General features: G+C 59.1%; 28 protein-coding genes and 1 pseudogene. 16 read left to right on the forward strand and 13 right to left on the reverse strand.

The genetic code is table 11. The annotated features are described in order from the left end of the window. Position 1 precedes the first annotated feature (1 nt). From CPJ18_RS24745 to CPJ18_RS24755, 3 genes are all read left to right on the forward strand, one after another. Positions 2-808 (forward strand): ABC transporter permease, encoded by an 807-nt coding sequence (locus tag CPJ18_RS24745; protein WP_065698681.1) that lies wholly within the window; start codon positions 2-4, stop codon positions 806-808. Next, positions 805-1,890: an ABC transporter ATP-binding protein gene (locus CPJ18_RS24750; RefSeq protein WP_065698682.1), complete on the forward strand. Its 1,086-nt coding sequence runs from the start codon at positions 805-807 to the stop codon at positions 1,888-1,890. The genes CPJ18_RS24745 and CPJ18_RS24750 overlap by 4 nt, the downstream gene beginning before the upstream one ends. Positions 1,891-1,979: 89 nt before the next feature. Beyond that, on the forward strand, positions 1,980-3,296 hold the full coding sequence (locus tag CPJ18_RS24755; protein ID WP_065698683.1) for an MmgE/PrpD family protein: 1,317 nt from the start codon (positions 1,980-1,982) through the stop codon (positions 3,294-3,296). Between the two features lie 94 nt (positions 3,297-3,390). Here CPJ18_RS24755 and trbI read toward each other — a convergent pair whose 3' ends face one another. From trbI to traI, 12 genes are read right to left on the reverse strand one after another with little or no spacing between them, the layout of a single operon-like run. Next, entirely contained in the window at positions 3,391-4,704 is a 1,314-nt protein-coding gene (trbI, locus tag CPJ18_RS24760; RefSeq protein ID WP_065698684.1) for an IncP-type conjugal transfer protein TrbI, read from the reverse strand. A gap of 12 nt (positions 4,705-4,716) precedes the next feature. Beyond that, a complete protein-coding gene (trbH, locus tag CPJ18_RS24765) occupies positions 4,717-5,193 on the reverse strand; it encodes a conjugal transfer protein TrbH (RefSeq protein WP_065698685.1) in 477 nt (158 codons plus the stop codon). Then, positions 5,193-6,047: a P-type conjugative transfer protein TrbG gene (trbG, locus tag CPJ18_RS24770; RefSeq protein ID WP_065698725.1), complete on the reverse strand. Its 855-nt coding sequence runs from the start codon at positions 6,045-6,047 to the stop codon at positions 5,193-5,195. Before trbG ends, trbH begins: the two co-directional genes overlap by 1 nt. A 17-nt stretch (positions 6,048-6,064) precedes the next feature. Next, complete coding sequence (locus CPJ18_RS24775) at positions 6,065-6,727, reverse strand: conjugal transfer protein TrbF (protein WP_065698686.1); 663 nt, start codon at positions 6,725-6,727, stop codon at positions 6,065-6,067. A 14-nt stretch (positions 6,728-6,741) separates the two neighbouring features. Continuing rightward, positions 6,742-7,938 carry a P-type conjugative transfer protein TrbL gene (trbL, locus tag CPJ18_RS24780; RefSeq protein WP_065698687.1) on the reverse strand — a complete coding sequence of 399 codons (1,197 nt, stop codon included), beginning with the start codon at positions 7,936-7,938 and terminating at the stop codon, positions 6,742-6,744. After that, complete coding sequence (trbK, locus tag CPJ18_RS24785) at positions 7,932-8,150, reverse strand: entry exclusion protein TrbK (protein WP_065698688.1); 219 nt, start codon at positions 8,148-8,150, stop codon at positions 7,932-7,934. The genes trbL and trbK overlap by 7 nt, the downstream gene beginning before the upstream one ends. Continuing rightward, positions 8,147-8,956, reverse strand: a complete 810-nt coding sequence (gene trbJ, locus CPJ18_RS24790) for a P-type conjugative transfer protein TrbJ (RefSeq protein ID WP_065698689.1) — start codon at positions 8,954-8,956, stop codon at positions 8,147-8,149. Before trbJ ends, trbK begins: the two co-directional genes overlap by 4 nt. Beyond that, positions 8,928-11,396, reverse strand: coding sequence for a conjugal transfer protein TrbE (locus tag CPJ18_RS24795; protein ID WP_099086241.1), 2,469 nt, complete (start codon positions 11,394-11,396; stop codon positions 8,928-8,930). The genes trbJ and CPJ18_RS24795 overlap by 29 nt, the downstream gene beginning before the upstream one ends. Positions 11,397-11,406: 10 nt before the next feature. Next, the gene (locus CPJ18_RS24800) at positions 11,407-11,706 is read right to left on the reverse strand and encodes a conjugal transfer protein TrbD (RefSeq protein WP_010891626.1); all 300 of its coding nucleotides are present in this window, start codon (positions 11,704-11,706) and stop codon (positions 11,407-11,409) included. Beyond that, positions 11,699-12,100, reverse strand: a complete 402-nt coding sequence (gene trbC, locus CPJ18_RS24805; protein ID WP_065698691.1) for a conjugal transfer pilin TrbC — start codon at positions 12,098-12,100, stop codon at positions 11,699-11,701. Before trbC ends, CPJ18_RS24800 begins: the two co-directional genes overlap by 8 nt. Beyond that, complete coding sequence (gene trbB, locus CPJ18_RS24810) at positions 12,090-13,061, reverse strand: P-type conjugative transfer ATPase TrbB (RefSeq protein ID WP_010891624.1); 972 nt, start codon at positions 13,059-13,061, stop codon at positions 12,090-12,092. The genes trbC and trbB overlap by 11 nt, the downstream gene beginning before the upstream one ends. Continuing rightward, positions 13,058-13,693 carry an acyl-homoserine-lactone synthase gene (gene traI / locus CPJ18_RS24815; RefSeq protein WP_010974838.1) on the reverse strand — a complete coding sequence of 212 codons (636 nt, stop codon included), beginning with the start codon at positions 13,691-13,693 and terminating at the stop codon, positions 13,058-13,060. The genes trbB and traI overlap by 4 nt, the downstream gene beginning before the upstream one ends. A gap of 363 nt (positions 13,694-14,056) precedes the next feature. Between traI and repA the strand changes: the two genes are divergently transcribed. The 3 genes from repA to repC all read left to right on the forward strand — a co-directional run bounded on the left by repA (position 14,057) and on the right by repC (position 18,048). Further along, positions 14,057-15,274, forward strand: coding sequence for a plasmid partitioning protein RepA (repA, locus tag CPJ18_RS24820; protein WP_010891622.1), 1,218 nt, complete (start codon positions 14,057-14,059; stop codon positions 15,272-15,274). Positions 15,275-15,503: 229 nt separating this feature from the next. Beyond that, positions 15,504-16,514, forward strand: coding sequence for a plasmid partitioning protein RepB (gene repB, locus CPJ18_RS24825; RefSeq protein ID WP_010891621.1), 1,011 nt, complete (start codon positions 15,504-15,506; stop codon positions 16,512-16,514). Between the two features lie 214 nt (positions 16,515-16,728). After that, the gene (gene repC, locus CPJ18_RS24830) at positions 16,729-18,048 is read left to right on the forward strand and encodes a plasmid replication protein RepC (RefSeq protein WP_099086240.1); all 1,320 of its coding nucleotides are present in this window, start codon (positions 16,729-16,731) and stop codon (positions 18,046-18,048) included. Between the two features lie 8 nt (positions 18,049-18,056). Here repC and CPJ18_RS24835 read toward each other — a convergent pair whose 3' ends face one another. Next, positions 18,057-18,998, reverse strand: a complete 942-nt coding sequence (locus CPJ18_RS24835; RefSeq protein WP_065698693.1) for a recombinase family protein — start codon at positions 18,996-18,998, stop codon at positions 18,057-18,059. Between the two features lie 281 nt (positions 18,999-19,279). On the opposite strand from CPJ18_RS24835, the gene CPJ18_RS24840 reads away from it, so the two are divergent. The 10 genes and pseudogenes from CPJ18_RS24840 to CPJ18_RS24885 all read left to right on the forward strand — a co-directional run bounded on the left by CPJ18_RS24840 (position 19,280) and on the right by CPJ18_RS24885 (position 26,899). Beyond that, positions 19,280-20,392, forward strand: coding sequence for an RHE_PE00001 family protein (locus CPJ18_RS24840; protein ID WP_010891618.1), 1,113 nt, complete (start codon positions 19,280-19,282; stop codon positions 20,390-20,392). Positions 20,393-20,480: 88 nt separating this feature from the next. Then, complete coding sequence (locus CPJ18_RS24845; RefSeq protein WP_065698694.1) at positions 20,481-21,071, forward strand: DUF433 domain-containing protein; 591 nt, start codon at positions 20,481-20,483, stop codon at positions 21,069-21,071. 2 nt (positions 21,072-21,073) lie between these two features. Further along, on the forward strand, positions 21,074-21,520 hold the full coding sequence (locus tag CPJ18_RS24850; protein ID WP_065698695.1) for a type II toxin-antitoxin system VapC family toxin: 447 nt from the start codon (positions 21,074-21,076) through the stop codon (positions 21,518-21,520). A 6-nt stretch (positions 21,521-21,526) separates the two neighbouring features. After that, positions 21,527-21,887: pseudogene (locus CPJ18_RS24855) on the forward strand (recombinase family protein); the annotation flags it as partial. A gap of 229 nt (positions 21,888-22,116) precedes the next feature. Further along, complete coding sequence (locus CPJ18_RS24860; protein ID WP_010891615.1) at positions 22,117-22,686, forward strand: recombinase family protein; 570 nt, start codon at positions 22,117-22,119, stop codon at positions 22,684-22,686. Between the two features lie 81 nt (positions 22,687-22,767). Continuing rightward, entirely contained in the window at positions 22,768-23,985 is a 1,218-nt protein-coding gene (locus CPJ18_RS24865) for an MFS transporter (protein WP_010891614.1), read from the forward strand. 107 nt (positions 23,986-24,092) lie between these two features. Beyond that, positions 24,093-24,809 (forward strand): antitoxin Xre/MbcA/ParS-like domain-containing protein, encoded by a 717-nt coding sequence (locus CPJ18_RS24870; protein WP_010891613.1) that lies wholly within the window; start codon positions 24,093-24,095, stop codon positions 24,807-24,809. Positions 24,810-24,817: 8 nt separating this feature from the next. Further along, positions 24,818-25,402 carry an RES family NAD+ phosphorylase gene (locus CPJ18_RS24875; protein WP_010891612.1) on the forward strand — a complete coding sequence of 195 codons (585 nt, stop codon included), beginning with the start codon at positions 24,818-24,820 and terminating at the stop codon, positions 25,400-25,402. A 2-nt stretch (positions 25,403-25,404) separates the two neighbouring features. Continuing rightward, positions 25,405-26,397 carry a hypothetical protein gene (locus CPJ18_RS24880; protein ID WP_065698696.1) on the forward strand — a complete coding sequence of 331 codons (993 nt, stop codon included), beginning with the start codon at positions 25,405-25,407 and terminating at the stop codon, positions 26,395-26,397. A 97-nt stretch (positions 26,398-26,494) separates the two neighbouring features. Further along, positions 26,495-26,899, forward strand: a complete 405-nt coding sequence (locus tag CPJ18_RS24885) for a hypothetical protein (RefSeq protein ID WP_065698697.1) — start codon at positions 26,495-26,497, stop codon at positions 26,897-26,899. Positions 26,900-26,920 lie beyond the last annotated feature (21 nt).

Below are 26,920 nucleotides of genomic sequence, written 5' to 3' on the forward strand. Positions count from 1 at the left end.
GATGAGCAGATTCGTTTTACCTGGCCTCTATTGGCTGTTTTTCTCGCTGATTGTTCTCTTCATCGCACTGCCACTTGTAGTGGTAGTGGCCGCCTCGTTCAGCCCGACGAGCAAGGTCACTTTCGAGTTCTGGACCTGGACTTTCGATTGGTTCCGGAAACTGTGGACGCCAAGATGGATTGATCCTTTCATCCTCAGTGTAAAAGTAGCCGCGCTTGTAGCGGTGATCACCGGAACGTTGGCGTCGCTTGGCGCCTACGCAGTAGCATATCGCAGGGTGCCGGGTCATACCGCCATCATGTCGTTTTTGTTGTCGCCCCTTGCGGTGCCTCAGATCGTCAAAGGCGTGGCAATCGTCTTGTTTTTCTCCTCTGCTGGTTTGTATCGATATCTGGGCTTTCCCGGGTTGGTCCTCGCCCATGTGATTTTGACGATGCCCTTTGCCGTAAGGATGATCGTCACATCGATCTATAATTTTGACAAGAACCTCGACCGGGCTGCTCAAATTTTGGGTGCGAATAAGTTTCAGCGCATTTTCTACGTGCTGTTGCCGCTGATCAAACCGGGCATTTTTTCGGGCATGACTTTTGCCTTCGTCCTCTCGTTCAATGATGTGCCCTTGTCCCTTTTTCTCGCTCGTCCGGGTGAAGTGCCGCTGCCCATCAAGGTGATCGAATACTTCCAATATGGCCTTGATCCCGTTTTGGCCGCAGTCAATGTCGCTTCCCTTCTCTTCCTTCTCGCAGTGATCTTTCTGTTCGAGCGGATTGGTGGGTTCTCGGCACAAATCCACGGAGGCAGCAAATGAGTTCGATCGACAATGCAGATATCCAACTGGTGGATGTTTCGAAAACCTATGGCAATCATCTGGTCGTCGATCGGATCAATCTCGTCATCCCAAAAGGCGAGTTCGTCAGCATTCTCGGGCCATCTGGCTGTGGAAAGACCACTACTCTGAACATGGTTGCGGGCTTCCTTGAGCCGAGTTCGGGGGAAATCCGCATCCGCGGAAAGGATCAAGTCGGTGTTCCACCCGAAAAGCGCAACATTGGGCTGGTCTTCCAAAACTATGCGCTCTTCCCGCATATGACTGTCGCGGAAAATGTAGCCTTTGGGCTCAAGATGAAGCGAAAATCCAAATCGGAAATCGAAGAGGGGGTTCGCCGTGCACTCAAGAGTGTCCATCTCGAAGGCTATGAGACACGTTACCCCAAAGAGCTTTCGGGTGGTCAGCAGCAGAGAACGGCTCTGGCACGCGCTATCGCGCCACAACCCTCTGTATTGCTGCTTGACGAGCCCCTATCAAATCTTGATCTGAAGCTTCGTGAAGCCATGCGCATCGAGTTGAAAGAAATCCAGCAGCAGCTCGGAATGACGTTTGTGTATGTTACGCACGATCAGGAAGAAGCCATGGCGATGTCAGACCGGGTCGTCGTCATGTCAGGTGGTCTGATTGCGCAGGAGGGCCGACCAACGGATATATATCAAAATCCGGTCTCCGCCTTTGTGGCGGACTTTATCGGCAAATCAAATCTGTTGGCTGTCACAAGCGTCGAGAAGATGGGTGGTGAGCTCAGGCTGACTCTCAAAGGCGGCCCGACGCTGGTGGCAGACGAAACGCCCTCAACTCCAACCGGCAGGATAGAGCTGTGCTGTATCCGGCCGGAAAATGTGCAGTTGGCTGCGCCGGAAGAGACGAGTGAGAATCTCTTACCAGGCCGGGTGGACAAAATGGTCAATCTGGGAGCCCATGTCGATGTATGGGTAGACGTCTCCCAGGATTGCACCATTAAAGCGCAAATCCCGGTTCGCCGTCTGCAGGGCGTTGATGTCGGCAGCATGGTCAAACTGCGAATTGAACCGAAAGCTATTCAGCCACTGGCTGGATAACCGGCATTCCTTGGTTCGCTTTTGCGGCGGCAGGTTTTTCATCTGCCGCTGTTTTCTCTCTGCAACACATTCAGGAAACGGGCATGCTAATGGCACAAGACGGCAAGTCCGCACCGCGGCTGATCGCGCATCTTCACCAATTCCGAGACGGGCCTTGGCAGCCGAACGTTTTGCAACGAACCAAACTTTGTCTCGTCGACAGTCTTGGCTGTTTTTCTGGCGGGTTGTCTCTCACGCATTTCAAGCAGTCGACAGCAGGTTTTAAACGTACTCTGTTTTCTACTGGTGCCGAAATTCGATCCTCACCATTTCTTCGAGCTTATCTCTACGGACAGGCGGTGATCGCGATGGATTATGACGATACTTTGTATGGTCATCCCGGCGGTCCCGTTATCGGCGCGATATTGGCGGTTGCCAGCGAAAGCAATTTCACGCTCGACCGGATATTGAGAGGTATTGCCGCAGGCTATGAAACACATGGCATACTCTGTGAAGCGACCAAACCATCACCGGAACACGCAGCCAAGATTCGCTCAGTCGGTAATCTTGATACCATCGCTGCGGCGCTGGGGATCTCTGTAGCGCTCAATCTCGATGACGAAATGATCGAGCGTATAATTGGGGTCTCTGCCGCGCACTCCATTGTCCCCTACACGGCGAAATGGTACGAGCGGCCCGTGCCTGGAATGAAGAATAATATTGGCTGGATCGCAGCCGGGGCGGTGTTGGCTGTGAACCTTGCACTCGAGGGCCAGACGGGCATTACCCAGCCGCTTGAGGGTGATAAGGGTTTCTGGAGAATGGCGGGTTCTGACCGCTGGGTCTTCAATGAAGATTTGCTTGGCAAGCCGCCTGCGGTCCTACGCACGGGTTTCAAGCATTACCCTGCGTGCTGGCACACTCAGGAATATCTCAAAACTTTTTCCACGCTTCTTGCCCAGGTCGATGCAGAGGACGATGTGCTTGATATCGTCATTTTTGCGACCCCCGATATCGAGAAATTCTGCGACAGAAATCTTATCGGGACGGCCGATGTCGCATTCAGCCTGCCTGCGATGTTTGAGTTGCTTATTGCGGGGGTTGAGCCCGGTCCTCTTTGGGCTGCAAAAAAGCCGCAGCTCGTGGAGCGTGGCTTCCACTATATGCGCTCCGACGAAAGACAAGTTCTGATCAATACACGTAAGGGGCGGGAACTGACCGCGTCAGTTGGACTGAACAGTTTATCGGACGGAGCAGGAAATGGTCTCGACTATGATGGTGTTTTGGCGAAATTTCGAAGGCTGGCGCCCGCCGATCTGCAACTCGCTATCCTTCCGCTTCTCAACCTTGAAAGTTCTGACGAGGCTGAAGTCGGAACCGATATTGCACAGCTATATGAGAACATTTTCAAATTGTTGATGCAATAGCTTTCGAAGTGGGCGGGAAGAGTTTGCTTTTCCTCGCGAGTGGAGGAAGCTATCTCAGTTGCGTCTACTCCGTGATACCGCTTGGAGGCCTCCGTCAGCCACTATAGGTGCCGGGAAAGATGATGTCCTGGTCAACTAGCACATTGAACTTGAAGCCGGGCCGGATTTCCAGCGTTGGCTGCACGTCCATGTTGCGCTGGATTGTCCGGTCAGCAACACGCCCGAAAGTCTCCGCGAAATTCCGCCTTGCGGCATCCGAGGCGGTGTCCTGGGTCGCCAGTGTCGAACTCTGCGGCACGGCCATGTCGATCCCGGTTCCGATGAGGGCAATCAGCACGGCCGAACCGAATGTTTTGAGGTAGTGATTATCCACCTTGTCCTTAAACCCGCCATAACCTTCAGCGTCCGTTCCCGCCATGCCGCCGATCTGCAGCGTCGAGCCGTTCGGGAAAATGATGTCGGACCACACGACGAGCACGCGGCTCTGGCCGAACGATACCTTGCTGTCGTAACGGCCGAACAGCTTCGTTCCCTGCGGGATCAGAAGCCGATGTCCCGTCGCTGAATCGTAGACGTTCTGGCTCACCTGAGCGGTGATCCGGCCGGGAAGGTCGGAATTAATCCCGGTAATCAATGTCGCGGGGATAACAGAGCCACGCTTGAGTTCGTAAAGCGACTGTTGGGGGACAACTCGGTTGGGCAGGTAGCCGAGCTCCTTGAGGTCGGCATTGAAGAAATCCTCCTTGGATTTTTGGCCGTTCGGATCACTGTTCTGCCCAGCGAGGCCCGAGCGAAGAGCTGCAGCGTACAAGTCGGACGCGCCAGGTGTCGCCGAAGTGGAAACTCCGTTCGTCGTCGCGCCAGACGTGTCGGCCGTTTCCGCTGCCCGCCTGTCGAACTTGCCGCGATCGACGGCGATCGGCGAGTCATACGCGGCGTCATTGGCCTGCAGCCGGGCCATTCTCTGGCGTTGCCGCTCGCGGAGATATTGCTCTTCCTGCTCGCGTGCCAGGCGCGCGCGCCAGACCTGTTCGGATTCCAGCACCTCGGCGGGCCGTGCCTCTTCCCTGTGACGGGGCTGCGCTGTGAACGGATTGACCGAGCGCTTCTCTTCCTGCGTTTCGACGGGGGTCGGCTGTAGCGTCGTCACCTGCTGCGGCTCGCCGATGATGCCGTCTGAGACACCGCGCTTGAACTGGTCGGCGAAGGTCGAGGCCGGATCACCGGAGCTTGTCTCCGGTCCGGTGTCGCGGAAATATAGCCCGCGCGAGGTCAGGCCGTAGAAGATGACCGCGAGGAAGGCGACGACGAGCACGACCACGACGATGATCGGCAGACGGTTGATCCGACGCATGCCGGCGCCTGTGTTCTCGTTCTTGGCGCCGCCGAGCTTGAGCGATTGAACCATGAGCGCCCTCCCCTAACCGCGTTTCATGACCGAGAGCGCGCTCGCCGGCTGGGCACCCGTCGTGGTGACGGTGTAGGCGCGGCCGAGCTCGACGCTATTGGTCGACAGGCGCGCGAGAACCTGGCCCTCGAATGGAATGACGACATAGGCGAGCGGCACAGTGCGGGTCGCGCCATCGATCTTCTGGTCAGTCACGACGGCATAACCCCATCCTTTCAGTGCAGCTTCCAGCGCTTGCCCGAAGGGCGAGCTGTCCTGCTTCAGCGAGACGGTCGCGGTTCCGGGGCCGATCTGCTCGGCGAGCCTGCTCACCATGTCACCGGCGATGGCGCTCGCCGCCGGTCCCGAGATTTCGGCGGGCGCGTTGCTGGTAGTCAGCCCGTCCGTTCCGAGCGACTGGCATCCGGAAAGGAAGAGCGCGAGGGTGCAGCCGGCGGCAAAGCTGGGGAGGGCGTGCAAGGGCTGTAGGTGGGTGAGGAAGCTTCGCATCACCGCCCTCCCCGCCGGATCGTCACCTTCTCCTGTTTCCAGCCGACGCCGGAGACGAGGACCGCACGGTCGACGTGATAGTCAACCACCATCATATCGCCCTTCATCCGGTAATTGACGATGCGGTTCTGCCCACCCGAGACGACGAACAGGACCGGCACGTCCTGGCCGGAGATCGAGCGCGGGAACTGGACGTAGGTCTTCTCCCCGTCCGAATAGACGCGCGTCGGCCGCCAGCCGGCGCTACCTGAGACGGAATAGGAAAAATTGAGCTGCTCGGCCGAGACACCGGCGCCGGGAATGGTGCTCGCCTCCATTCGAGCATTGATGTCGGCGAGCCTGGTCGAGACGTCTTCCGGATATTCGAAGCCGACGCGGGCCATATATTGCGTCTGATGCGACTTGAGCTGGATGTGATAAGTGCGGCGCGACGTCGTCACCACCATCGAGGTGACGAGGTTCGGCTCCGACGGCTTGACGATCAGGTGGATTGCCTGCCCTCCGGCCGCCCCCGACGTTGCCGGCTCGACCTTCCAGCGAACCGTGTCGCCGACGAGCACGTCGCGGACGACCTCGCCGCCCTGAAGCTCTATATCGCAGACCTGCAAGGGCGAGCAGACCACGGAGGGCTGAACCTCGCCATAGAGGAAGATCACCTTTCCGTCCGGTCCTTTCGTCACAAGGCCGCGACTTCCGCGCCACTGGCCGGAGATCCCCATCCCCTTCGCTTCGTTGGCCGTGACGCCATCGGCCGCGAGCGCGCGGGAGGAAAGTGAAGCCGACAACGGCACGATAGCAGCGACGATCGTGGCAGCAGTCAGCGTGGCCGAAAAACGTCTGAGTTGAATGTTCATGTTGGGGGCCATGCCTTTCAAAGCTGCGCGGTCCAGTCGAGATCCCGGAGATAGAGACCGATCGGGTTCAGTCGGATGACGCCCTCGTCCTGCGGCGGCGTGAGTGTTACCGTGGCGATGCTGCGGAACCGGCGTGTTGCGGTCTCCTTGCCGCGGCGATCGCGCTCGAACTCCGTCCAGTCGATCTGGTAGCTCTGGTTCGACAGCGCGACGATGTTGTTGACCTCGACGGCGACGGTCGCGTTCTTCGCCTTCTCGAACGGCGAGGAGGAGCGGAACCAGGCGTTGACCTTTTCGGTGGCGGGATCCGAGGTCCGAAGCAACGCATAGGTGCGATCGATATACTGCTTCTGCACGACCGCATCCGGCGTCACCGATCGGAAGTTCGAGACAAAGCCGCCGAGCGTGGCGCGAACCACGCGCGGGTCAGCATATTCGATCTGCTGCGGGAAGCCGACGCTCGAGGCCGTGCCGAGCTTATCGACCTCGACGATGTAGGGAATGAGCTTGACCTGCGTGCTCTGGTAGAGCGCATAAGCAAAGCCGATCACGGCCATGAGCATGGCGGTGATGCCGACGACACGCCACGCCGCGGCCGCCCTCACATAGGAGCCATAGCGCTCGTTCCATTCGGTTCTCGCAGCAATATAGGGATTGTCGGGCGGGGTACGTCCGGCCATGAGCGGTCAGCCTCTTATTTGTTTTCGTTGACGGGTGGAGGCGGAGGAGGCGCTGAGGGCCTGCCGGATTGCCGCGTCTGGTCGAGCTTGGCGTTGGCGAGACCGAGCAGCGAGCCGGCATAGGCACCGGGCGAGGCAATCGCCTTCTCCTTTGCTGCCGAGCCCGCCGCCCATCCGGCGTTGCCGATGCCGGACGCCATGCCACGGAGCGCCGCCCCGGCCATCGATGAGCCCTCAGCCCTCGCCGTACTTGCCGATTGCGCCCCTTTCATCGCGGCGCCTGCGCCAAGGAAAGCGCCGCCGGCGGCGAAGGCGGCCGTCTGACCACCGTGGCGGATTGCCTCCATGCCGCCCGAGACCGATGCACCCTGGACGACGCCCTGGATGATCGGCGGCACGTACATGGCGATAATGAAGACCACGACGGAGATACCGGCGATGCCGAGCGTGGTGATGAACTGGTCGGAGGTCGCCGTCGGCGCCTCAGCCAGCCCGATCAGAATGTCGGAACCGATCTTCGCGATCATCACCAGTGCCATCAGCTTCATGCCGACCGAGAAGGCATAGACAAGGTAACGGACCGCGAAATCCTTGGTATAGGAGCTGCCGCCGAGGCCGAGCATGATCATGCCGGCGAGGAGGCCCACATACATCTCGACCATGACGGCGACAAAGATCGCGGCGACGAGGCTGAAAGCGACGACGACCACTATCATCGCGAAGACCGCGGCGATCGCCAGCGCATTGTCCTCCCACAAGCCGAACTTCGCCTGCTCCGACATTTTCGATGCCACGCGGATACCGGCATCGAAAATGTTGGCCGGCGAAGCGGAGCCCCCGCCGGCGCCGATCTGGAACAGGCTGTCGACCACCGCCTTGGCGAGCGCAGGGCCGCGATCGAGGATGAAGGCGAAGAGACCGATGAACATGATCCGACGCACGAGCTCGGCGAACCAGGCGTCGAGGCTTGCCGCATTGATCGCCAGCCACACGGCGGCGATGCCGATCTCGATCCCGGCGAGGATCCAGAACAGGGAGCGCGCCGCGTTCATGATCGTCGTCTCCCAGCCCTTGGCGGCGGTGACGACCTGGTTCTCCAACGTGGTGAGCACGGAACCCTGTTGGGCGAGCGCCGGCGCTGTCGCGAGAGCCAGGATCGCGACGACGATGAATGCGGTTTCGAGCTTGCGGGACGAGCGGATGACTACCATCGCGGCTTCATTTCCTGCCCGCCACGCACGTCGCGATCCGGGTCGCCCTCGAAGAAGCGCTCCCGGTGCTCGCGCTGCGCTGCGCCAGAACGCGACGTCCCGGCCGGTGTTTCAGTCGCAGCATCCGGTTGGACCACCACCCAGACGATCATGCCGGCTCCGAAGGCGACGACACCGGCTACTGCGAGGGCGATGATGATACGCGGGCTCACCAGCGGGGCTCCATAGTCTGCCCGCCGCGGATGTCATTGGTTGGCGCGTTGAAGAATTTCTCGCGCCGGGCCTGGGCAAGATCCTTCTGTGCCTGTTCCGACTGGAACCAAGTTCCCATCATCGTGGTCTGCTGTGACACCAGCCCGCGCAGCTTCTGCATCTGCGCCACCTGCTGGGTGGCGATCTGGTGGCCCACCTGCAGGGCCTTCATCTGGCCGTCGGCGCTCTCCGACATCGAGCGCAGCGAGGACATGGTGGATTCTTCGCTGGAAAACTGCTCGGCCGTGAGGTTAGCCGCCTTCAGTGTGCCCGCGATGGTGTCGCGATTGGTGTCGGACCAGTTCTGGTAGGTCGACGAGAAGCTTTGACCGTCCGGAAGGTTACTCTTCATGTCCGCAAAGCTCTGAAACCGCTGCTTCAGGACGTCGTCGATGTTGCCCATCGAAAATGCCACGCCCTGTCCCTGCGCGACGATGTTCTGGAGCTTGTTGAGGTCGTTCTCGACCTGGCCCCAGATATGGTTTGGCAGCTGCGCGGTGTTCTGCAGCAGGTTCTTGTAGATGTTGATCTGGTTCTGGATCTGCTCGGCAAGCTGGCTGATCTGGGTGATCTGATTGTTCACCTGCTCGGCGGACTTGCCGACGAGACTAATGAGCTCCGCATTGTTGGCGAGCTGCGTCCATTCGGTGGCTTGCCCGGTCACACCGCCGGCATATGCGGCAAGCGGGAAAGCGACCGGGATCATGATGGCCGCGATCATGACGGCGCGCGCCGCTTCAAGCGGCCGGGAAAAGTGTTTCGGCATGGGCGATCCCCCTTTGCTGGAGCCAGTGCTTGGGCCAGTCGACCCCGTGTTCGAAGTGAAGGGCGCGGATACGCTTCAAATCCTCCTTGCCGGACGCACCGACGAAGGAGAGCGCCACGGGACCGAGCGACATGTCGAACAGCCGGCGGCCTTCGGGTGAGGCGACGTAGTATTCGCGCTTCGGCAGGGCAGTCGCGACGATCTCGATCTGCCGCTCGTTGAAGCCGATACGCTCGTAGAACTCGCGCATCCCGGGCTCGCGGGCCGCGCCGTTGGGCAGGCATATCTTGGTCGGGCAGGACTCCTTGAGCACGTCGATGATCCCGGAACGCTCGGCGTCGGAGATCGACTGGGTCGCGAGCACCACGGCGCAGTTGGCCTTGCGCAGCACCTTTAGCCATTCCCTGATTTTGTCGCGGAACGTCGGATGACCAAGCATCAGCCAGGCCTCGTCGAGAATGATGAGGCTGGGCGCGCCCGTCAGCCGCTTCTCGACCCGCCGAAACATATAGAGCAGGACCGGAACGAGATTGCGCTCACCCATATTCATCAGCTCCTCGACCTCGAAGCACTGGAAAGCGCCGAGCGCCAGTCCGTCCTGTTCGGCATCAAGCAACTGGCCCATCGGTCCATCGACCGTGTAGTGGTGCAGCGCATCCTTGATCTCGCGCATCTGCACACCGGAGACGAAGTCCGAGAGCGAGCGGCCGCGCGATTCCGCCATCAGGCCCAACTGCCTGGAAATGGCGTTGCGATAGTCGGGTGTGACAGTGACGCCCTGCAGAGCAACGAGCGTCTCGATCCACTCGGCCGCCCAGGCGCGATCGCTATCGGAGGCGAGTTCGGCGAGCGGGCAGAAGGCGAGCTGTGGCGAGGCCCCCTCCCCTCCTTCGGCTGTGTCCCCGCCGATTTCGTAGTGATCGCCGCCTATGGCGCGCGTCAGCGGCAGCATCGACCGCCCCTTGTCGAAGGCAAAGATCTGCGCATCCGCATAGCGTCGGAACTGTGCGGCGATCAGCGACAGCAAAGTCGATTTGCCCGAACCGGTCGGGCCGAAGACCAGCGTGTGTCCGACGTCATCCACATGGAGGTTGAGCCGGAAGGGCGTCGAGCCGCTGGCGACCTGCATGAGCGGCGGCGATCCCGGCGGGTAGAATGGGCATGGCGCGACGGGGCTTCCCGACCAGACCGAGTTCAGCGGAATGAGGTCCGCGAGATTGCGCGTGTTGACGAGCGGCTCGCGGATATTGGCATAGGAAACTCCCGGCAGACTGCCCAGATACGCATCGGTCGCGTTAAGCGTCTCGATCCGGGCGCCGAACCCTTCGGCCTGGATGAGGCGACGGATCGCCTCGCACTTTTCCTGAAGGCGCGGTTGCTGTTCATCAAACAGAACGATAACCGGGGTGTAATAGCCATAGGCGACGAGTTGTGACGACGCCTCGGCGATCGCATCCTCGGTCTCGGCCACCATCATCATGGCGTCCTGATCTACCGAACGGCTCTGTGTCTGGAAAAGCTGATCGAAGAACGGACGCACCTTCTGCTGCCATTTCTTGCGGGTGCGCTCCAGCCTCGAGCGTGCCTCCTGCTCATCGAGAAAGACGAAGCGCGACGACCATCGATAGGTGAGCGGCATCAGGTCCAGGCTGTTCAGTATCCCCGGCCAGCTCTCCGCGGCTAAGCCGTCAATGGCGACGACCCCGAGAAAGCGATTCTCGAGGGTCGGGGTCAGACCGTGCTGCAGCTCGGCCGTGACCAGCCAGTCAAGATACATCGGGATATCCGGGAGCCGGACTGGATGGTTCTCACCGGTGATGCAGAAGCGGATGAACTGGAACAGCTCGTCGTAGCGGGCCATCCGGAAACCCCCGCGCTCTTCGGTTTCGCTCGTCACCATGCGGCGGATGGAGACGACATTAGCAAGGTACTGCTCAACCTCGCGGATCGAGGTCCGGAAAGACTCGAGCGCCGAGTCGGCATAGGTGGCCGAGCGGCTGGCAGTGTCGGAATAGACGTAGCGCGCCAGGCCGGAGCGCCGAGGCTCGGGCGGCCGCCAGGTTAGGATCAGCGCGTGCCGGCTCTCGAAATGTCCGCTCTCCCTCTCAAAGTGAGACCTGCGCTCGGCGTCAATCGCACGCGTCACCGGATCGGGGAAATGGCAGGCGTCCTCTGCCGGATAGTCGATCGTCGGGACGCGCAACGCTTCGACCTGTATCATCCAGCCCGAGCCCAGCCGGGAGAGGATCATATTGATCTGCCGGCTGACCTCATTGCGCTCGGCGTCGGTCGAACTTTCGCTGTCCGGCCCGGCAAAATACCAGCCAGCCATCAGCGAGCCTTCCTTCAGCAGGATCACGCCGTTGTCGACCAGTCCAGCATAGGGAACCAGGTCGGCGAAGGACGGGCCGGAGTGTCGGAACTGTTTCAGTGCCACCATGCCCGCGACCTCAGAACTTGCGCCAGGGCGTCGAGGTCGGCCGATAGTGGGACCGATAGGAGACATGCCGCAGATAAACGCGGCGCATCAGCGGGTCGGATTTCGCCATCATGCGAAGGGCCGCGACCGCAACGAGCCAGATCGCGACGCCGAACAATGCGGCGTACCACGTCAGCACGACGAAGATCAGGATCACGGCGGCAAGCCCGGTGAGCAATACCAGCTCGCGGTCGGCGCCCATCAGCAGGTTCGGGCGCGACAGCGCCCGGTGGACCCGAGAACGGGCAAGGTTGGAACCCGGCTCAGCCATGGGCCCCCTCCCCTTGCGCGCGAAGCATTACCGGTTCGATGATCCCAGGCCCGGTTCGAGCCTCCATCTCGCCAATCGAAGCGCCAGTTGCGCCGAACAGGGCGACGATCTGTGTCGCACCGAGCAGAACGCCGCCAACGAGGGCGACGTAGCAAAGCCGCCTTGCGAAATCATTCAACTCGCCCCCGAAGATCAGCATGCCGCCGGCGATCGCGACTGCGGCGAGTGCGATGAAGCCGGCAACCGGCCCGGTGATCGATTGCTGGATTTGCTGAAGCGGGGATTCCCACGGCAGACTGCCGCCTGAAGAGGCGAAGGCCGGATCCGCCAAACCGATGAAAGAGACGGCGGCGAATGCCGCAAGCGCGATGGCAATCCTGATCTTATGCGACATGACTATCCTCATCGATCTGCGCGTAGTGCTCGGTTCGGTAGCGGGCGTTTGCGAAACCCTCGACATGGATGACCTCACGGACCCGCCTCCCCTTCCCCGTTCGTTCTATCGAGACGATCAGGTCCACCGCCTCGCCGATCACTTCCTGCATGGGCTGCTGGCTCACCTCCGCGGTCAATTGTTCGAGCCGGCGAAGCGCCGACATCGCCGTGTTCGAGTGGATGGTGGTGACGCCGCCCGGATGCCCGGTGTTCCAGGCCTTGAGTAGCGTGAGGGCCGCCCCGTCGCGCACCTCACCAACGATGATCCGGTCGGGCCGCAGACGCATGGTGCTCTTGAGAAGCCGGGCCATATCGATCGTGTCGCTCGTGTGGAGCGCGACCGCGTTCTCGGCGGCGCATTGGATCTCCGCCGTGTCTTCGAGAATGACGATCCGATCGTCCGGCGCATTCGCTACGATTTCGGCAATGACCGCGTTGGCAAGCGTCGTCTTGCCCGAACCGGTGCCGCCAGAAATCACAATGTTCATGCGAGAAGCGATCGCGCTGCGCAGAACCGATACCTGCGCCGCCGTCATGATCTTATGCTTCACATAGTCGTCGAGCGGGATCAGGCGCGAGGCCCGCCGCCGGATAGTGAAACTCGGTCCGGAAACCACTGGCGGCAGCAGGCCCTCGAAACGATGGCCGCCGATCGGCAATTCGCCGGAGATGATCGGTTGCTCGTCGTCGGCTTCTGATTGCAGTGCGTGCGCGACGCTGCCAATGATCACTTCTGCCGCGGCCGGGCTGAGCAAACCTGCAGGGGCCACGCCATGGCCCAGGCGCTCGATGAAGAGCTTGCCATCGGGGTTGAGCATGATCTCGACGACCGTTGCGTCATCGAGCGCGACGCAGAGCTGGTCGCCGAGTGCGTCCTGGAGTTTGCGGACGAGACGGGAGTGAGAGCGCAGCTGGGTCACGCGGCACTCCTGATCGCTGCCACGTCGATCCGGGGGATAGAATAGTAGCCCGGAGGGCAAACCTGCTCGAAGCTGGCACGATCGGCTGGCAGTCTTCCGGCAATGGCAATGGTGTTGCCGATCGCGGTGGGTTCACCAAGCCGGCGCATCGGCCATCCAGCACGCTTCAGGATGCGCTCGAAACGAAGATCGGTCGCCGTGACGATCTCCGTGTAGCCGCTGGCCATCGACCATTCAATGATACCGGCGAATAAGGTAAGAGTCGCCAGGTGCAGCTGGCTCGCATCTCTCCGTGAGACGAGGGAGGTGTCGACGCAGAAGCGAGAGCTCTCTACCATTCCGGAATGCGCTGCGAGCGAGCCCATTTCGAGGAGTTGCGAAAAAGTCTGCTCCAGCATCGTAGGCCCGCAAGCCGGAAGAAGTCTGACGCATCCGGCGACCCGCCCACTGTCAGTAATCGCCAGAAGGTAGCTCGGCTTGAAATTATCGTATTGGTCGCGCTCTTCCCCAGCGATGATGGAGACGTCCCATTCGAGACGGCCACCGAACACCGTCGCGCGAAGGCGGTGCATCTGTTTGAGGAAGCTTCGATACCGTTCGTATTGGTCCGGCGAAACTGTGAGTATCCGCATCGTAATCTCCGCATGAACAGGTCATGCGAACAGAAATCATCTCACGGTGCGTTTGCCTACGTGCAGATTTGCACCTCAGGTGATTCTACCGAGTCGGTGTTCCAAGGCGCGAAATGCGAGCGGGTGAGGCCGGCCAGACGCCGACAAGGTTGTGCAGATCTGCACTTGGTGCCACGTCGCACAGATGAAGGGAATCGGTCTAACTCACAGATAGCATTTGAAGAATCGGGATTTAGTGTGATTTCGATTGAAACGCGCGTAACCGTTCATTAACCAAAAACGTCTTGCAACCTCACCCGCATTAGGTAATCGTCACGGATAAATGGCAATACGCGCCAATTAACCGTGACAAGAGATAACACCGTGAGCAAAGCCGCTGCCATATCCCGAAATGATCGCCCGTCGGTAGATGTTACCATTGGTGAGCATGCTGAGCAGCTCAGCTCTCAGCTTCAAGCGATGAGCGAGGCTTTGTTTCCTCCGACGTCGCACAAGAGCTTGCGCAAATTCACCTCGGGTGAAGCCGCACGCTTGATGAAAATATCTGACTCAACTCTTCGAAAGATGACACTGGCTGGCGAAGGGCCGCAACCTGAACTCGCCAGCAACGGACGGCGCTTTTACACCCTCGGTCAGATAAACGAAATCCGGCAGATGCTTGCCGGCTCGACTCGAGGACGTGAAAGCATTGATTTTGTGCCTCATCGCCGAGGTTCTGAGCATTTGCAAGTCGTTGCTGTAACCAACTTCAAAGGTGGCTCTGGGAAGACGACGACGTCCGCTCATCTTGCACAGTATCTGGCGTTGCAAGGTTACAGGGTTCTCGCAGTCGATCTCGATCCGCAGGCTAGTCTTTCAGCACTCCTCGGCGTTCTGCCAGAAACTGATGTCGGTGCAAACGAAACGCTCTATGCGGCTATTCGGTACGACGACACACGTCGTCCGTTGCGAGATGTGATCCGACCGACGTATTTTGATGGTCTTCACCTTGTTCCTGGAAATCTCGAGCTTATGGAGTTCGAGCATACCACCCCGAAAGCATTGACTGACAAAGGTACGCGCGACGGATTGTTCTTCACTCGCGTGGCCCAAGCCTTTGATGAGGTCGCCGACGATTACGATGTCGTGGTCATCGACTGCCCTCCTCAGCTTGGGTTTTTGACTCTCAGCGGGTTGTGTGCTGCAACATCAATGGTAATCACCGTACATCCTCAGATGCTGGATATCGCTTCCATGAGCCAGTTTCTCCTCATGACACGCGACCTTCTGGGTGTCGTGAAAGAGGCGGGGGGCAATCTCCAGTACGATTTCATACGCTATCTCTTGACGCGCTATGAGCCCCAGGACGCGCCGCAGACGAAAGTGACGGCACTGCTGCGCAACATGTTCGAGGATCACGTCCTTACAAATCCTATGGTCAAGTCGGCAGCGGTATCTGATGCCGGTTTAACCAAGCAGACGCTCTATGAGATAGGGCGAGAGAACCTTACGCGGTCGACATACGACCGGGCGATGGAATCTTTAGATGCGGTGAATTCGGAGATCGAGGCTTTGATCAAGATGGCGTGGGGGCGGGTCTAATGAAAGGCTTTGCGTTCCTCACAGATCTGTTGGGAGCTCCCAACAGACAGGTGTTGATTCGCCCCCTGGACATGGGGCACTGGAGAAGCCGGGGTAATTTGAGACGACGACGCACGCCCATCGCTAATTGGCCAGGGTGCAGTTGTCTTGTCTTGTTGGGAGCTCCCAACCAAGCGCATTTGCAATCAAAAATGCGACGCCACGACGCCAAACCCAAGAGGCCGATATCATGAGCCGCAAAGACGCAATCGATACTTTGTTCCTCAAGAAGCAACCTGCGACCGATAGAGCAGCAGTCGACAAGTCGACCGCTCGTGTTCGTACCGGAGCGATTTCGGCCATGGGTTCGTCTTTGCAAGAGATGGCTGAGGGCGCAAAGGCTGCAGCTCGGCTGCAGGATCAACTGGCTACAGGCGAAGCCGTCGTGTCTCTGGATCCATCCATGATCGACGGGTCGCCGATCGCGGATCGGCTGCCCTCAGACGTGGATCCGAAATTCGAGCAGCTTGAGGCGAGCATTTCGCAGGAGGGGCAGCAGGTGCCGGTTCTTGTCAGACCGCACCCTGAGGCTGCCGGTCGATATCAGATCGTATATGGAAGGCGGCGGCTGCGCGCGGCAGTAAATCTGCGGAGAGAGGTTTCTGCCATTGTTCGAAATCTCACGGACTGTGAACTGGTCGTGGCCCAGGGCCGCGAAAATCTTAACCGTGCTGACCTCTCGTTCATTGAGAAGGCTCTCTTCGCCCTGCGCCTCGAAGATGCGGGTTTTGATAGAGCCACCATCATTGCCGCGCTATCCACTGACAAGGCCGACCTCAGCCGCTACATAACTGTAGCAAGGGGCATACCGCTGAACCTCGCCACACAAATCGGCCCAGCGTCGAAAGCGGGTCGATCGCGTTGGGTCGCACTTGCCGAGGGGCTTGGGAAGCCTAAGGCAACCGACGCAATCGAAGCGATGCTTGGGTCAGAGCAGTTCAAGCAATCTGATAGCGATACCCGCTTTAACCTCATTTTCAACGCCGTTTCAAGGCCACCTGCGAAGACTCCAAAAAAGGTAAGGGCCTGGAGCACGCCAAAGGGGAAAAAGGCAGCGACGATCCGACAAGAAACTGGACGAACGGCTCTGGTTTTCGACGAGAGACTGGTGCCAACTTTTGGCGAATATGTCGCTGACCAGTTGGACAGTCTGTACGCCCAGTTCATTGAAACCAACGGAGGAGGCAAGCTCGACCAATAGTCAGGGTTTCATCCAATTTAAAGCTCCGCTCGACTGAGATGGACTGGCTCTCACCGCAAAAGAAAAAGGCCCCCGAAACGGCGTTCCGGAAGACCTTCTCTGTAGTCTCGCAGCTAAGAGAATCGCATTTCCAGGAATCGTAGTCAAGGGTCCCGTAAGGGAAAGCGTCATTTCGACGGGCGGATTTCAATTGCCTAACAAAAGGTAAAAGGAAATGCAGACGCATATCTCAACGACGTCCTTTGGGCGGCGGCCGATGACACTCGGCCATATTGCAAGCCAGATGGCAGCAAAAGCTGTCGCATCAGACACTGTCGCCCACAAATGGCAGGTCTTCCAGCACATCCGTGAATCCCGGGGACTGATCGGAGCCACGGACCGCTCACTCTCGATCCTGAACGCGCTGTTGACGTTTTACCCGGAGACCGCCTTGACTGGTGGTGCCGAACTGGTCGTATGGCCTTCTAACGAACAGCTGATGGCTCGCGCCAACGGCATGCCCGCCACGACACTGCGCCGGCATCTTGCCATACTGGTTGATTGCGGGCTCATCATTCGCCGCGACAGCCCCAATGGCAAGCGGTTCGCCCGCAAGGGAAGGGGAGGGGAGATTGAGCAGGCCTATGGGTTCGATCTGTCGCCGATCGTCGCGCGGGCCGAGGAGTTCCGAGATCTGGCCCAGACAGTGCAAGCTGAAAAAAAGGCCTTCCGGGTGGCCAAGGAGCGCTTGACTCTTCTTCGTCGTGACATTGTCAAAATGATCGAAACTGGCGTCGAAGAGAGCGTTCCTGGAAACTGGGGAAGAGTTACCCAGACCTATCAGGGGATCATCGGCCGCCTGCCACGCTCGGCACCTCGGCAGCTTGTCGAGAGTATTGGGCAAGAGCTTCAGGAACTTTGCATCGAGATCCGTGACGTATTGGAATCTTTCACAAAAACGATGAATCTGGACGCCAATGAGTCCCATATCGGTCGCCACAAACAGAATTCAAATCCAGACTCTAAATTTGAATCTGAATACGGCTCTAGAAAAAAAGATGAAGCGGGCGGCAGCGTTGCGGAAACCGACAATGTACGGAGCTTGCCGAAACGCGAGCTGCCTTTGGGAATCGTGCTGGATGCCTGCCCCGAAATGCGGGAATTGGCCCAGGGAGGTCCAATTCGGCATTGGCGCGACTTGCTGGCGGCGGCTGAGCTTGCCCGGCCGATGCTGGGGATTAGTCCGAGCGCCTGGCGGGAGGCCCGCGAAACCATGGGCGAGCAACACGCGGCGATCACGCTGGCTTCGATCTATCAGCGGGCCGGTCAGATCAATAACGCTGGGGGCTATCTGCGCAGCCTGACCGACCGGGCCAAGGATGGGAAGTTTTCGACCTGGCCGATGGTCATGGCGTTGCTCCGGGCGAAGCTGGACGAGCAGAAGAATGCAGTCGGCGCTGGAAAGCCGCGAACTGCTGAGGAGGTCGAGGATGACAGCCGCCTCCACGTATCGGAATCGCTGCTCAAAAACCTGCGAAAGCCGAGATCTTGGTGATCCTCTCGCTATTCAGCCGCGGCGATGTCGACGTCGGTGATCAACCCGGAACGTCGGGCGCGGTCGATCAGGTTCTTGACGGACGAGGGCGCCCATTTGGATCCACCGCGCGGCGTGCGCTCGTGCAGTCTTTCAAGCTGGCAGGCGATCTCGCGGAGCTTCAGGTCGGGGTTCGAAGAATGGATGCCGGCCACAAGCGTCATCAGGCGATCTTCGGGAAGACGGGGAGGAGATTTTTTCAGGAGCGCTGCATCCACCAGGCGTTCCGTCACCATCCACTTCACGGCGCGGCGAAGACGTTCCGGCGTCCAGTCGAGGCCCCGCTGCTTGAGCATTCGGGCGATGTCGTCCCATGTGTGATCCGGTCGCATGCGACGAACGGTAGGAAGCCATTGGTTCGCGGACGCCTGAATCCTATCGCCATATGCCGCTTTCTGGGCCGCGGTCATCCTTGCCAGTGCCTCCGGGCGCTTTTCCCGGATGCCCGGGTTGCCGGAAAGCTTTCCTTTGGACTTGGCTGCGCGGATACCCGCCTTCGTTCGTTCGGAAATGAGCGCGCGTTCGAGCTGCGCCACGGCGCCGAGAACCTGGAGGGAAAACATTCCTTGCGGCGTCGACGTGTCGATAGGATCGCGCAGCGACCGGAAATGCGCGCCCTTCGCCGTCATATCCTCGATTACCTCGAGCAAATGACTGACCGAGCGCGCCAGGCGGTCAAGTCGTACCACAACAAGCGTGTCGCCAGCGCTAATCTCCCGAAGCAGTTTGGAAAGAGCAGGGCGGGCACGCGAGGCGCCGGAACCATGTTCTTGAACGATAATGTCGCAACCGGCCGACCTGAGTTCGATCTCCTGCGCTTCCGTCGCCTGTTCGTCCGTCGAAACGCGGGCATAGCCGATTATACGGCCCTGAGGCCGACCGGAACGTCGATTTTGCGTGTTACGAGCCATTTGCAGCGCCTGAGGAGTGTTGAAGGGCAGTTTTCCAAACGCAGAGGATAAGGATAAACGATCGTTTGTAAACGTCTCTTGACGCATGTGCGTGGTCACTTTGGTAAAAAAATGCGCTGAAAGACAACGTTTTTGGGCGCTTCGACGTCCGCCGACGGTCCAGCTGTACAATCAGGAGCGCCGCTCCGTTCTATATATAAAGTAGGCGGAAAATCTCTCACCTGTGATTGAAGTTAACGTTATAATAGCTTCAATATTGAACAATTTAACAGGGAATACCAATGGCCTATGAAATCGGCGATTTGCCTCTGGCGCTTCTTTTTCCGGCGGTCGCTCACGCCGAGGATCAACTAGCACGCCTGGATGAGATTGTGCGGCGTAGTGTAGTGGGACCGGGCTTCATCGAGCGAGCGCACTTCCATGACGCCACCGCCAGCATGTGGGTCGCCGGCGAACTCGTACACGTCGAAGACCTAGTTCTCCACGATGCCGAGCGGGATGTTCGGGCCCCTACGCACGACATCACCATCGCACATTCTATCCTCCGGGCCCGGAGGCGAATAGCCGGGGCTGAGGCAGACTGGGCGATCAGCCAATCAGGTCTCGAAAACTTGATTGCCCGGGCTTCGATCCCTCCCGCACGTGAGGTGTCAGGGGAGGGCGCGCGAGCACCGCTAGCAGAGGTGACGTCGGATGAGGTCCATGATGGTTTCGCCGACGAGATGGCAGAAATCGATGCGCTTCTTGACCGGTCGGCTCGCACGCTCGCAGCCGCGACAGGGAAGGATCAGGAACACAAGGCGGGATCTTTGGCCCTTGGCGAACTGATCATTCGGGATCCGGACTGGGACGAAGGCGGCCGGCTTTCGGAATGGAAAGCCGTCATGCAGCAGGTTGCGGCGATGCCGCCGACGCTCAGTTCTGCGATCCTCTGGGATGCGTGGGAAACTCTGGAACCGCTGCAAAGACAACATTGGCTCGGTGCGCAACTGGTGAGTTCCTATCTTCGCGCGCGCGGCAAGCTCGCGTCGCACCTGTTCGGGCTCAATTTCGGCCTGAAGGTTGTTCCGCGCGATCGTCGCCGGTCTCGGGACCGGACGCGGCGACTGGTCGCCACGCTTGAGGCCATGGCGGAAGGGGCAGCATTGGGGATGAAAGAAATCATTCGGTTAGGCCAAGCCCGGGACCGCCTAGAGCGCAAGCTCCAAGGAAAGCGGTCGTCAAGCAGCCTTCCCGGTGTCGTGGATTTGCTTTTAACCCGGCCGATCGTCTCCTCATCCATGATTACCAAGGAGTTGCGAGTGAGCCATCGCGCGGCGCTCGATCTGATCGCCGAGCTGGGTGTTCGGGAAATGACGGGACGTGGAAGCTACCGAGCCTGGGGTATTGTCTGAAACACCCTGCCAAAATGAAATCAAACGGGGGCCTTGCACTATCTCTAATTCGGCCCTATCTTTCGGGGTGAATTAGAGAGGCGATCGGATGGAACATCTGACAACGGCACAGGCGGCTTTTGTAGTGGGCGCGCCGCTGGACATCTTCAAGAAGGTTGTCGAGCGCGCGCCGATTAAGCCGCAACTCGTGAAGCGAGGTGGTCGAAGCATTCGACAGTTCGGTCAAGCTGAGCTGGTGTTTCTCCATGCCTATGACGAACTCAAACTGGCGCTCACGCCCAAGAGCCAATCCGAGTTCTATGAGGCGTTGCAGACCTCCCTAAAGCGCGGTCTCGCGAAGGAAGTCGTGTTCGGCAAACAGCGCTACGACATCGGTCAGCACTTAGTCTTCGTCGAGCGCAAGCTGAAGGAACTCGAGAAGCTCACCGATCAGGTCGACCTATCCGGGAAGGAGCCGGTCATCCGAGGCACGCACATCGAGGCTCATCGGATCGCTGCTCTTCTCGACGCCGGCGCCACGGTCGAAGAGGTCCTTCGCGACTATCCCTCCTTGAAGGAACAACAGGTCGTGGCGGCGCGAGTTTATGCGGAGGCGCATCCGAAGGCGGGCCGGCCGTACCCGAAGCAAACGGCAAAAGCCGCCATGCGCGCAGCCGATCTTAGCGCGCTGGATGACTGAGCTTGAAATACCTGCTCGATACAAATGTCCTGAAAGAGATTGGTCGACCCGAACCGCACGAGAATGTCGCGGCTTGGCTCGATACGATCGATGATACCGATCTCGCCATCAGCGTGATCTCGGTTCGAGAGATTTCGAAAGGCATCGAGAAGAAGCGGAAAGCCGATGACACTGTGGCGAACGCGATTGCCAAGGCTGCCGACGCAATCTTCGCCGCTTATCAAGGTCGTATTCTCCCGGTCGACGAGGCTGTCGCACGCCGTTGGGGGCAGATGCTCGGTCAATCTGAAAAGAATACCGACGATACCGGCTTGGCCGCGACAGCGCAGGTAAATGATCTGGTCATCGTGACACGCAACGTCGCGGATTTTCAGAGCCGGGGCGTCACGGTCCTTGATCCATTCAAGAAGCCTGCCAGATCTGTGCCCTCCCAAGATGTGGCACGATGAGCTTCGATCGGATGGGATAAGATATCTATCTCAGCCATCCACAATTCCGCGGAACGGATCTATTGTCTCGCTCTCGGCGGCGCGGACCTGACCAGTTCATCCGGCACAATGACCATGCAGGTGCTTAACGCCGTCGCCCAGTTCGAACGATCTGCTGGTCGAGCGGACGCAATCCGGCCTCAAGCGCGCCAAATCGGAAGGCAAGACCCTCGGCCGGCCGGCCACGCTCAGTGAAGAGCAGAAGAAAGATGTACGCGAAGATCTAGCGAAAGGCATGAGCGTTTCGGCGATCGCGCGAAAATTCGCAACCAGCCGACAGACCGTCATGCGGGTTCGCGACGAAAGTTCACATTCCGTTCGGCCTTAGCGTGTCTGCGGGAACAGATCTTGTTCCGACCCCATATAAGAGCTGTCGCCGTTCGTGCTCGGTCAAAAGTTCATGTTTGCGCATCTTCACCCTGCTAACTCGTCCACAAAAGGGCGTGATAATCTATGGACAGCAGAGAATAAAGAGACGTATTATATGGACGATTTTTCAGTGGCGGAATGAGGTCGGTTGTCACCGTCCACAGAACGGCCGTTTCGGAGACGCCATCATGGGGGCAATTCTTGGATATGCGCGCGTCTCGACCGGCGATCAGGATGTAGCGGGTCAGACGCTGCGTCTCGAACACGCCGGAGCGATCAAGGTGTTCACCGATGTGAAGTCCGGCAAGAGCATGGATCGGCCGGGTCTGGCGGATCTTATTGCCTATGCTCGCGCTGGCGACACGCTAGCGATCGTTCGGCTGGATCGCCTCGGCCGGTCTTTGGCCGAACTGCTTGAGACCGTGAAGATGCTGCGCGAGCGTCAGATCGACCTGCTGAGCCTTGAAGAGAAGATCGATACGTCGTCAGCCGCCGGCGAGCTGATCTTTCATGTCTTCGGGGCCATTGCCCATTTCGAGCGACGGTTGATTTCGGAACGGACGAAGGACGGTATCGTCGCGGCGAGAGCCAAGGGCAAGCGCCCCGGCCGCCAACCCCTCGACATGAAAAAGATAGACGCGGCGATCAAACTCATCGAAGCTAAGACATCCCCGACCGAAGCCGCCAAGCAGCTTGGCCTTGGTCGCTCAACTGTCTACCGGGAATTACGACGTCTCGGCATTCAGAGAACTGCCTGATACTTGCCTTTGCATTCAGCCCGGACATTCCGAGCGCACTTGATTGATGTTCAAAAATCCAACCATCTTTCGCAGGTCACGATGGAACAGCAAAATTCATACCGAGCCCTCACCACAATTCCCGGTCTGACGCCTCTCATTGTCGCTGCTACCCTCTCGCGTCTGGCCGGACGCATGTTCATTCTCACGTTGGTGCTGTTCGTGCTGGCGCGGTTCTCGTCACCGGCACTGGCCGGCTGGCTGACTTTCGCGGCAATCGTGCCTGGCCTGATGGTTAGTCCAATCGCGGGTGTTCTGCTTGATCGCGTCGGACCGACGATAGCTGTCAGAATCGACATGATTGCCAGCGCCATATTCATTGCCGCAATCAGTACCGTGAGCTGGCTCAACTGGACGACGCCACCGGTCCTGTTCTTTCTGGTGATATTGTTTTCCCTCGCCGGTCCGTTGGGCGCAGCTGGCACCCGCACCCTATTGCCTCGCCTGGTTCCGTCTCACGCACTCGATCGAGCAAATGCGCTGGATACGGCGGTCTATGCCGTCGTTGATGTCGTCGGGCCAGCGATGGCCGGCATCATTGTCGCGTGGCTTGGTCCTGAAAGTGCGATGTCCATGATCGCCCTCTTCTATGCAGGCGCGGCAATATGCATGTCCCTCGTACCGCTCCTTCCAGGTCTGGCGTCAGGGCAGGCGTCGTTCATGCGGCAGACTTTGGAAGGCATCCAGATCGTGGCTCGGCAACCGACACTGCGCGGCCTTGCCATCTCCTATTCGATGTATCAGATCACCTGGGGCGTTCTCTATGTCGTCGTTCCGGTTTTTGTCGCCAACCATTACGACACTTCCATTGGGAGTTCGGTGACAGGCTTCCTGTGGGCTGCGATGGGCATTGCCGGCGGGATTGGTGCGCTGTTCGCTGGGCACATACGAACGACCGGTCGCGAGCGTCACATTATGGCTATCGGAATGGTAATTACGGCCTTGGCGGCATGGCCCGTGGCAGCTGAGTTTGGGTTTGGCGGGCTGGCGATCGGCCTCATGCTTGCCGGCGTCATGTCCGGTCCGATCGATGTTGCTCTTCTGACGCTTCGCCAGCGTCGAACCGATCCGCAACAACTCGGCCGCGTCATGTCGATTTCGATGAGCCTGAATCTGGCCGGTTTCCCTCTTGGTTCCGCCTTGGCCGGCATGGTGATCACGTCATCGCTGTCCACGACATTCGTTCTGGCGGGCATTGCCTCTGTCGTTGCGGCCGTCGCGACGATATCGATCCCCTCCGACATCAAGGCTGTTGCCTGATCAAGCGTTGTTCAGCGGGAAACCAACGCGACGCCCTCTGATGGCAACAATCTGGACAAACCGGACAATCCGCATTATCTTGGCTGTAGTCAAGAAGGAAGACGAAGATGGTCGCTGTCACCCGTAAATCGCAGATGGGCGCAAAGCTGGAAGTCAATCCGGCTGCGGTAGCCGATGTTCTCAAGGTTCTGGCCCGACACAATCCAGGCCTTTCAAAGCAGGCTCTTGCGGCGACTGGCAAGGTCATGGCCGTGGTCTCTGCGGTAGCAGCGCGCCTTTCTGTCGAGCAACAGCGTCGGATTGCCGACGACGAAACGGAACTCGCCCATATTGTCGAAGCCGCCGTCGCCGAACTGGCTGCGAAGCCAGGTCATGTGCTCGCGGAGGTATCGGTCGAAAAGCCTGTGGAGGTCAGCCGAGGTGCTGGTCTGGGTCAATCGGTAGGCATTGAGGAAGGGCGCCGCAGGCTCGACGAATTTGCGACGCCAACCCGCATCGAAGACTGGGCCGGTCCGGTCGCCGGTCCGGGCGATATCGAGAAAAAGTTCGGCACGAAGCGATCGACCTTACACGACTGGCACAAGCGCGGAGCTGTAGTCGGTCTGCTCAAGGGCGAGCGAAAGCATGTCTTTCCCCTGGCTCAGTTTGTGGATGGCCGGCCGGTCGAGGGCATGCCTCAGGTCACCAAAATCATCCGCAATCCGCGTTCAGCGTGGCAATGGTTGATCCAGCCGAAGCCAAGCATAGGCGGAACGCCGCTCGACAATCTCAAGATGGGCAATCTTGACGAGGTTCTGGATGCAGCTGAGCGCGATTTTGGTTGAGCTGAATCGTGAAACTTGATCCTCAAACGGTTCGGGAGCTCGCGCTTGCGTTTCTCCCTCAATCCTATCTCCGCATCATCCCTGTAGCCCACATGTCGACCCCGCTCGGCATGGGTTTCGGTCAATCGCGATTCTCAAGTCCAAACCAGATGTTCCGACTGCTTTATGCCGCATATGATCTCGCGACCGCGATTGCGGAGACGATCGTGCGCGACCGCTTCGAGGGGACGCAGGACCGAGTGCTGGATGAGAGTGAAATCGAGGACTGGTCGGTCACTGAGGTGACGGCCACGGATGCTCTCATTCTTCTCGACCTGCGCACGACCGGCCTCCTGAGGTTGGGCGTCAGCACGGACGCAGCCCGGGGCAAGGAACATCAGGAAGGGCAGAGACTGAGCGAGTCGATCTTTCGATCCTATGCTGTCGATGGATTGCTCTATTCCTCACGCCTCACTGCAACAGATTGCGTGGCGGTCTACGATCGGGCCGTCGGTGAGAAACTTGTCGCCTCTCCGGCGGTCGAGTTAGTTCGTCAAGCCGACCTGATACCCGCCCTGCGGTCTATCGGGGTGTCAATCCGGGCCGGGCGATAGGTATGTCCGTTACAGTCACTTCCGCAAACTTCTCTGGACGATTTACGGCGTTGAATGGCACGAAAACGTTGCCAGCGACACATGCCGACATCATCCGCTCGTTGCTGACCGTCGGCTATCCCAGCCGTCGAGCCGCTGTCCGCACCGTTGGCCCCTGGCGGGAGAAAATGCTGGTCGCGATGGCGACGGGCTATCTGGATGCCTCCTTGAACACGATGGCCTATTTTCGGAGTTTGGAGCAGTCGGAGAAGGTGGGGGTTTCGTTCCTTTTCGGCGAGGCGTTCACGCACTGGTATGCTCAGAGTCAGATGAGCGTGCAGTATCTCGTGCATGTCGCCGGCCTTGCCTCCTGCCGATGGGGATCCCCAACGGCTCCGGTCGCGCCGAAGGCTGGCGCAGCGCCTCCTCCTCCAAAATCGCGTCCCGACTTTATCGGCATCAAGCGAAGGGAACGCCATGTGTTCGAGAGTAAGGGTCGCATCCGAGCGCCAGCCGCAAGCACCGTTGCGAAGGCACTGGGGCAGGTTTCGGCGCTTCACACGGTCAACGGACGGGCGCCGACCACGCGCTGTGCAAACTTCTTCATGTTCAAGGCCGGTGGTGCAGAGGGCAGAGTGCTGGATCCGCCGGCAAAGGGTGACGGCATCACCGTGACGTTTGATCTCTTCGAAGCGATTACACGAGCCTACTCCATTATCCTCGATCAGCCGGTACTTGATCTATCCGATCAGGTTGGTGCGGGTTATGTCGGCCGCGAGATCGATGATGGTGTGTTCTTGGGTATCGACAAGGAAATCCTTGCCTTGGTACAAGAGCGGCCCCCGACTGAAGCAACGCGTCGCAGGCGTGTCGCTCAGGTCTTCTCTGCCCTTGAAGGTCGGTCGCAGACCTATGCGGGTCGGCAGGATAGAAGTGTTTCGTCCGGTCTTGACGGGGTCCTGCTTCTTGACCGCCGTTCGCCGCGCTCCCTTCGACGCTTCCGGACGCTGGGTTAAATGGCCGACTTTATGTCGGGGTGTTGGTTTCACCTTCTGACCAGGGAATTCATGTAAATTACTACAACCCCATAATTCCATCAGAGATGCTCGCTCCATGACGACCCTTCTTGGCCTCACCTATATCTCAAATGAAAAAGTGCCGCTCGCGGACCTGGACGACTATGTAACCGTCCAAGTGCCGAGTGCTGGGTTTGATCAGCACCTCGGAAATCATGCACCATGGTTTTGGTCGATCGATAGGAGAGGCGGCGGCGGCGTGGATTTCAAGCAAGGGAAATATGACTATTGGGTGCGCCGGATCGGTTCCAACCAACCAATAGGTTTTCCGGTGCTGACACCGACCTCAAAAGAGGAGGGCTGGATCTCAGTCATGGACGGCCGACATCGCATAATGGCAATTGTCGATAGCGGTAGGCAGGCCTTTGCAGCGAGACTTCCCAGATCATTGCTGGGAACGGCGCAAATGATAATTTCAGGCCTCGAAATCTTTGATCTGTAGACTACAGACGGCGCCGAGGCG

This window comes from Agrobacterium rosae, from assembly GCF_002915175.1.
GTDB classification, from domain to species: Bacteria; Pseudomonadota; Alphaproteobacteria; order Rhizobiales; family Rhizobiaceae; genus Agrobacterium; species Agrobacterium rosae.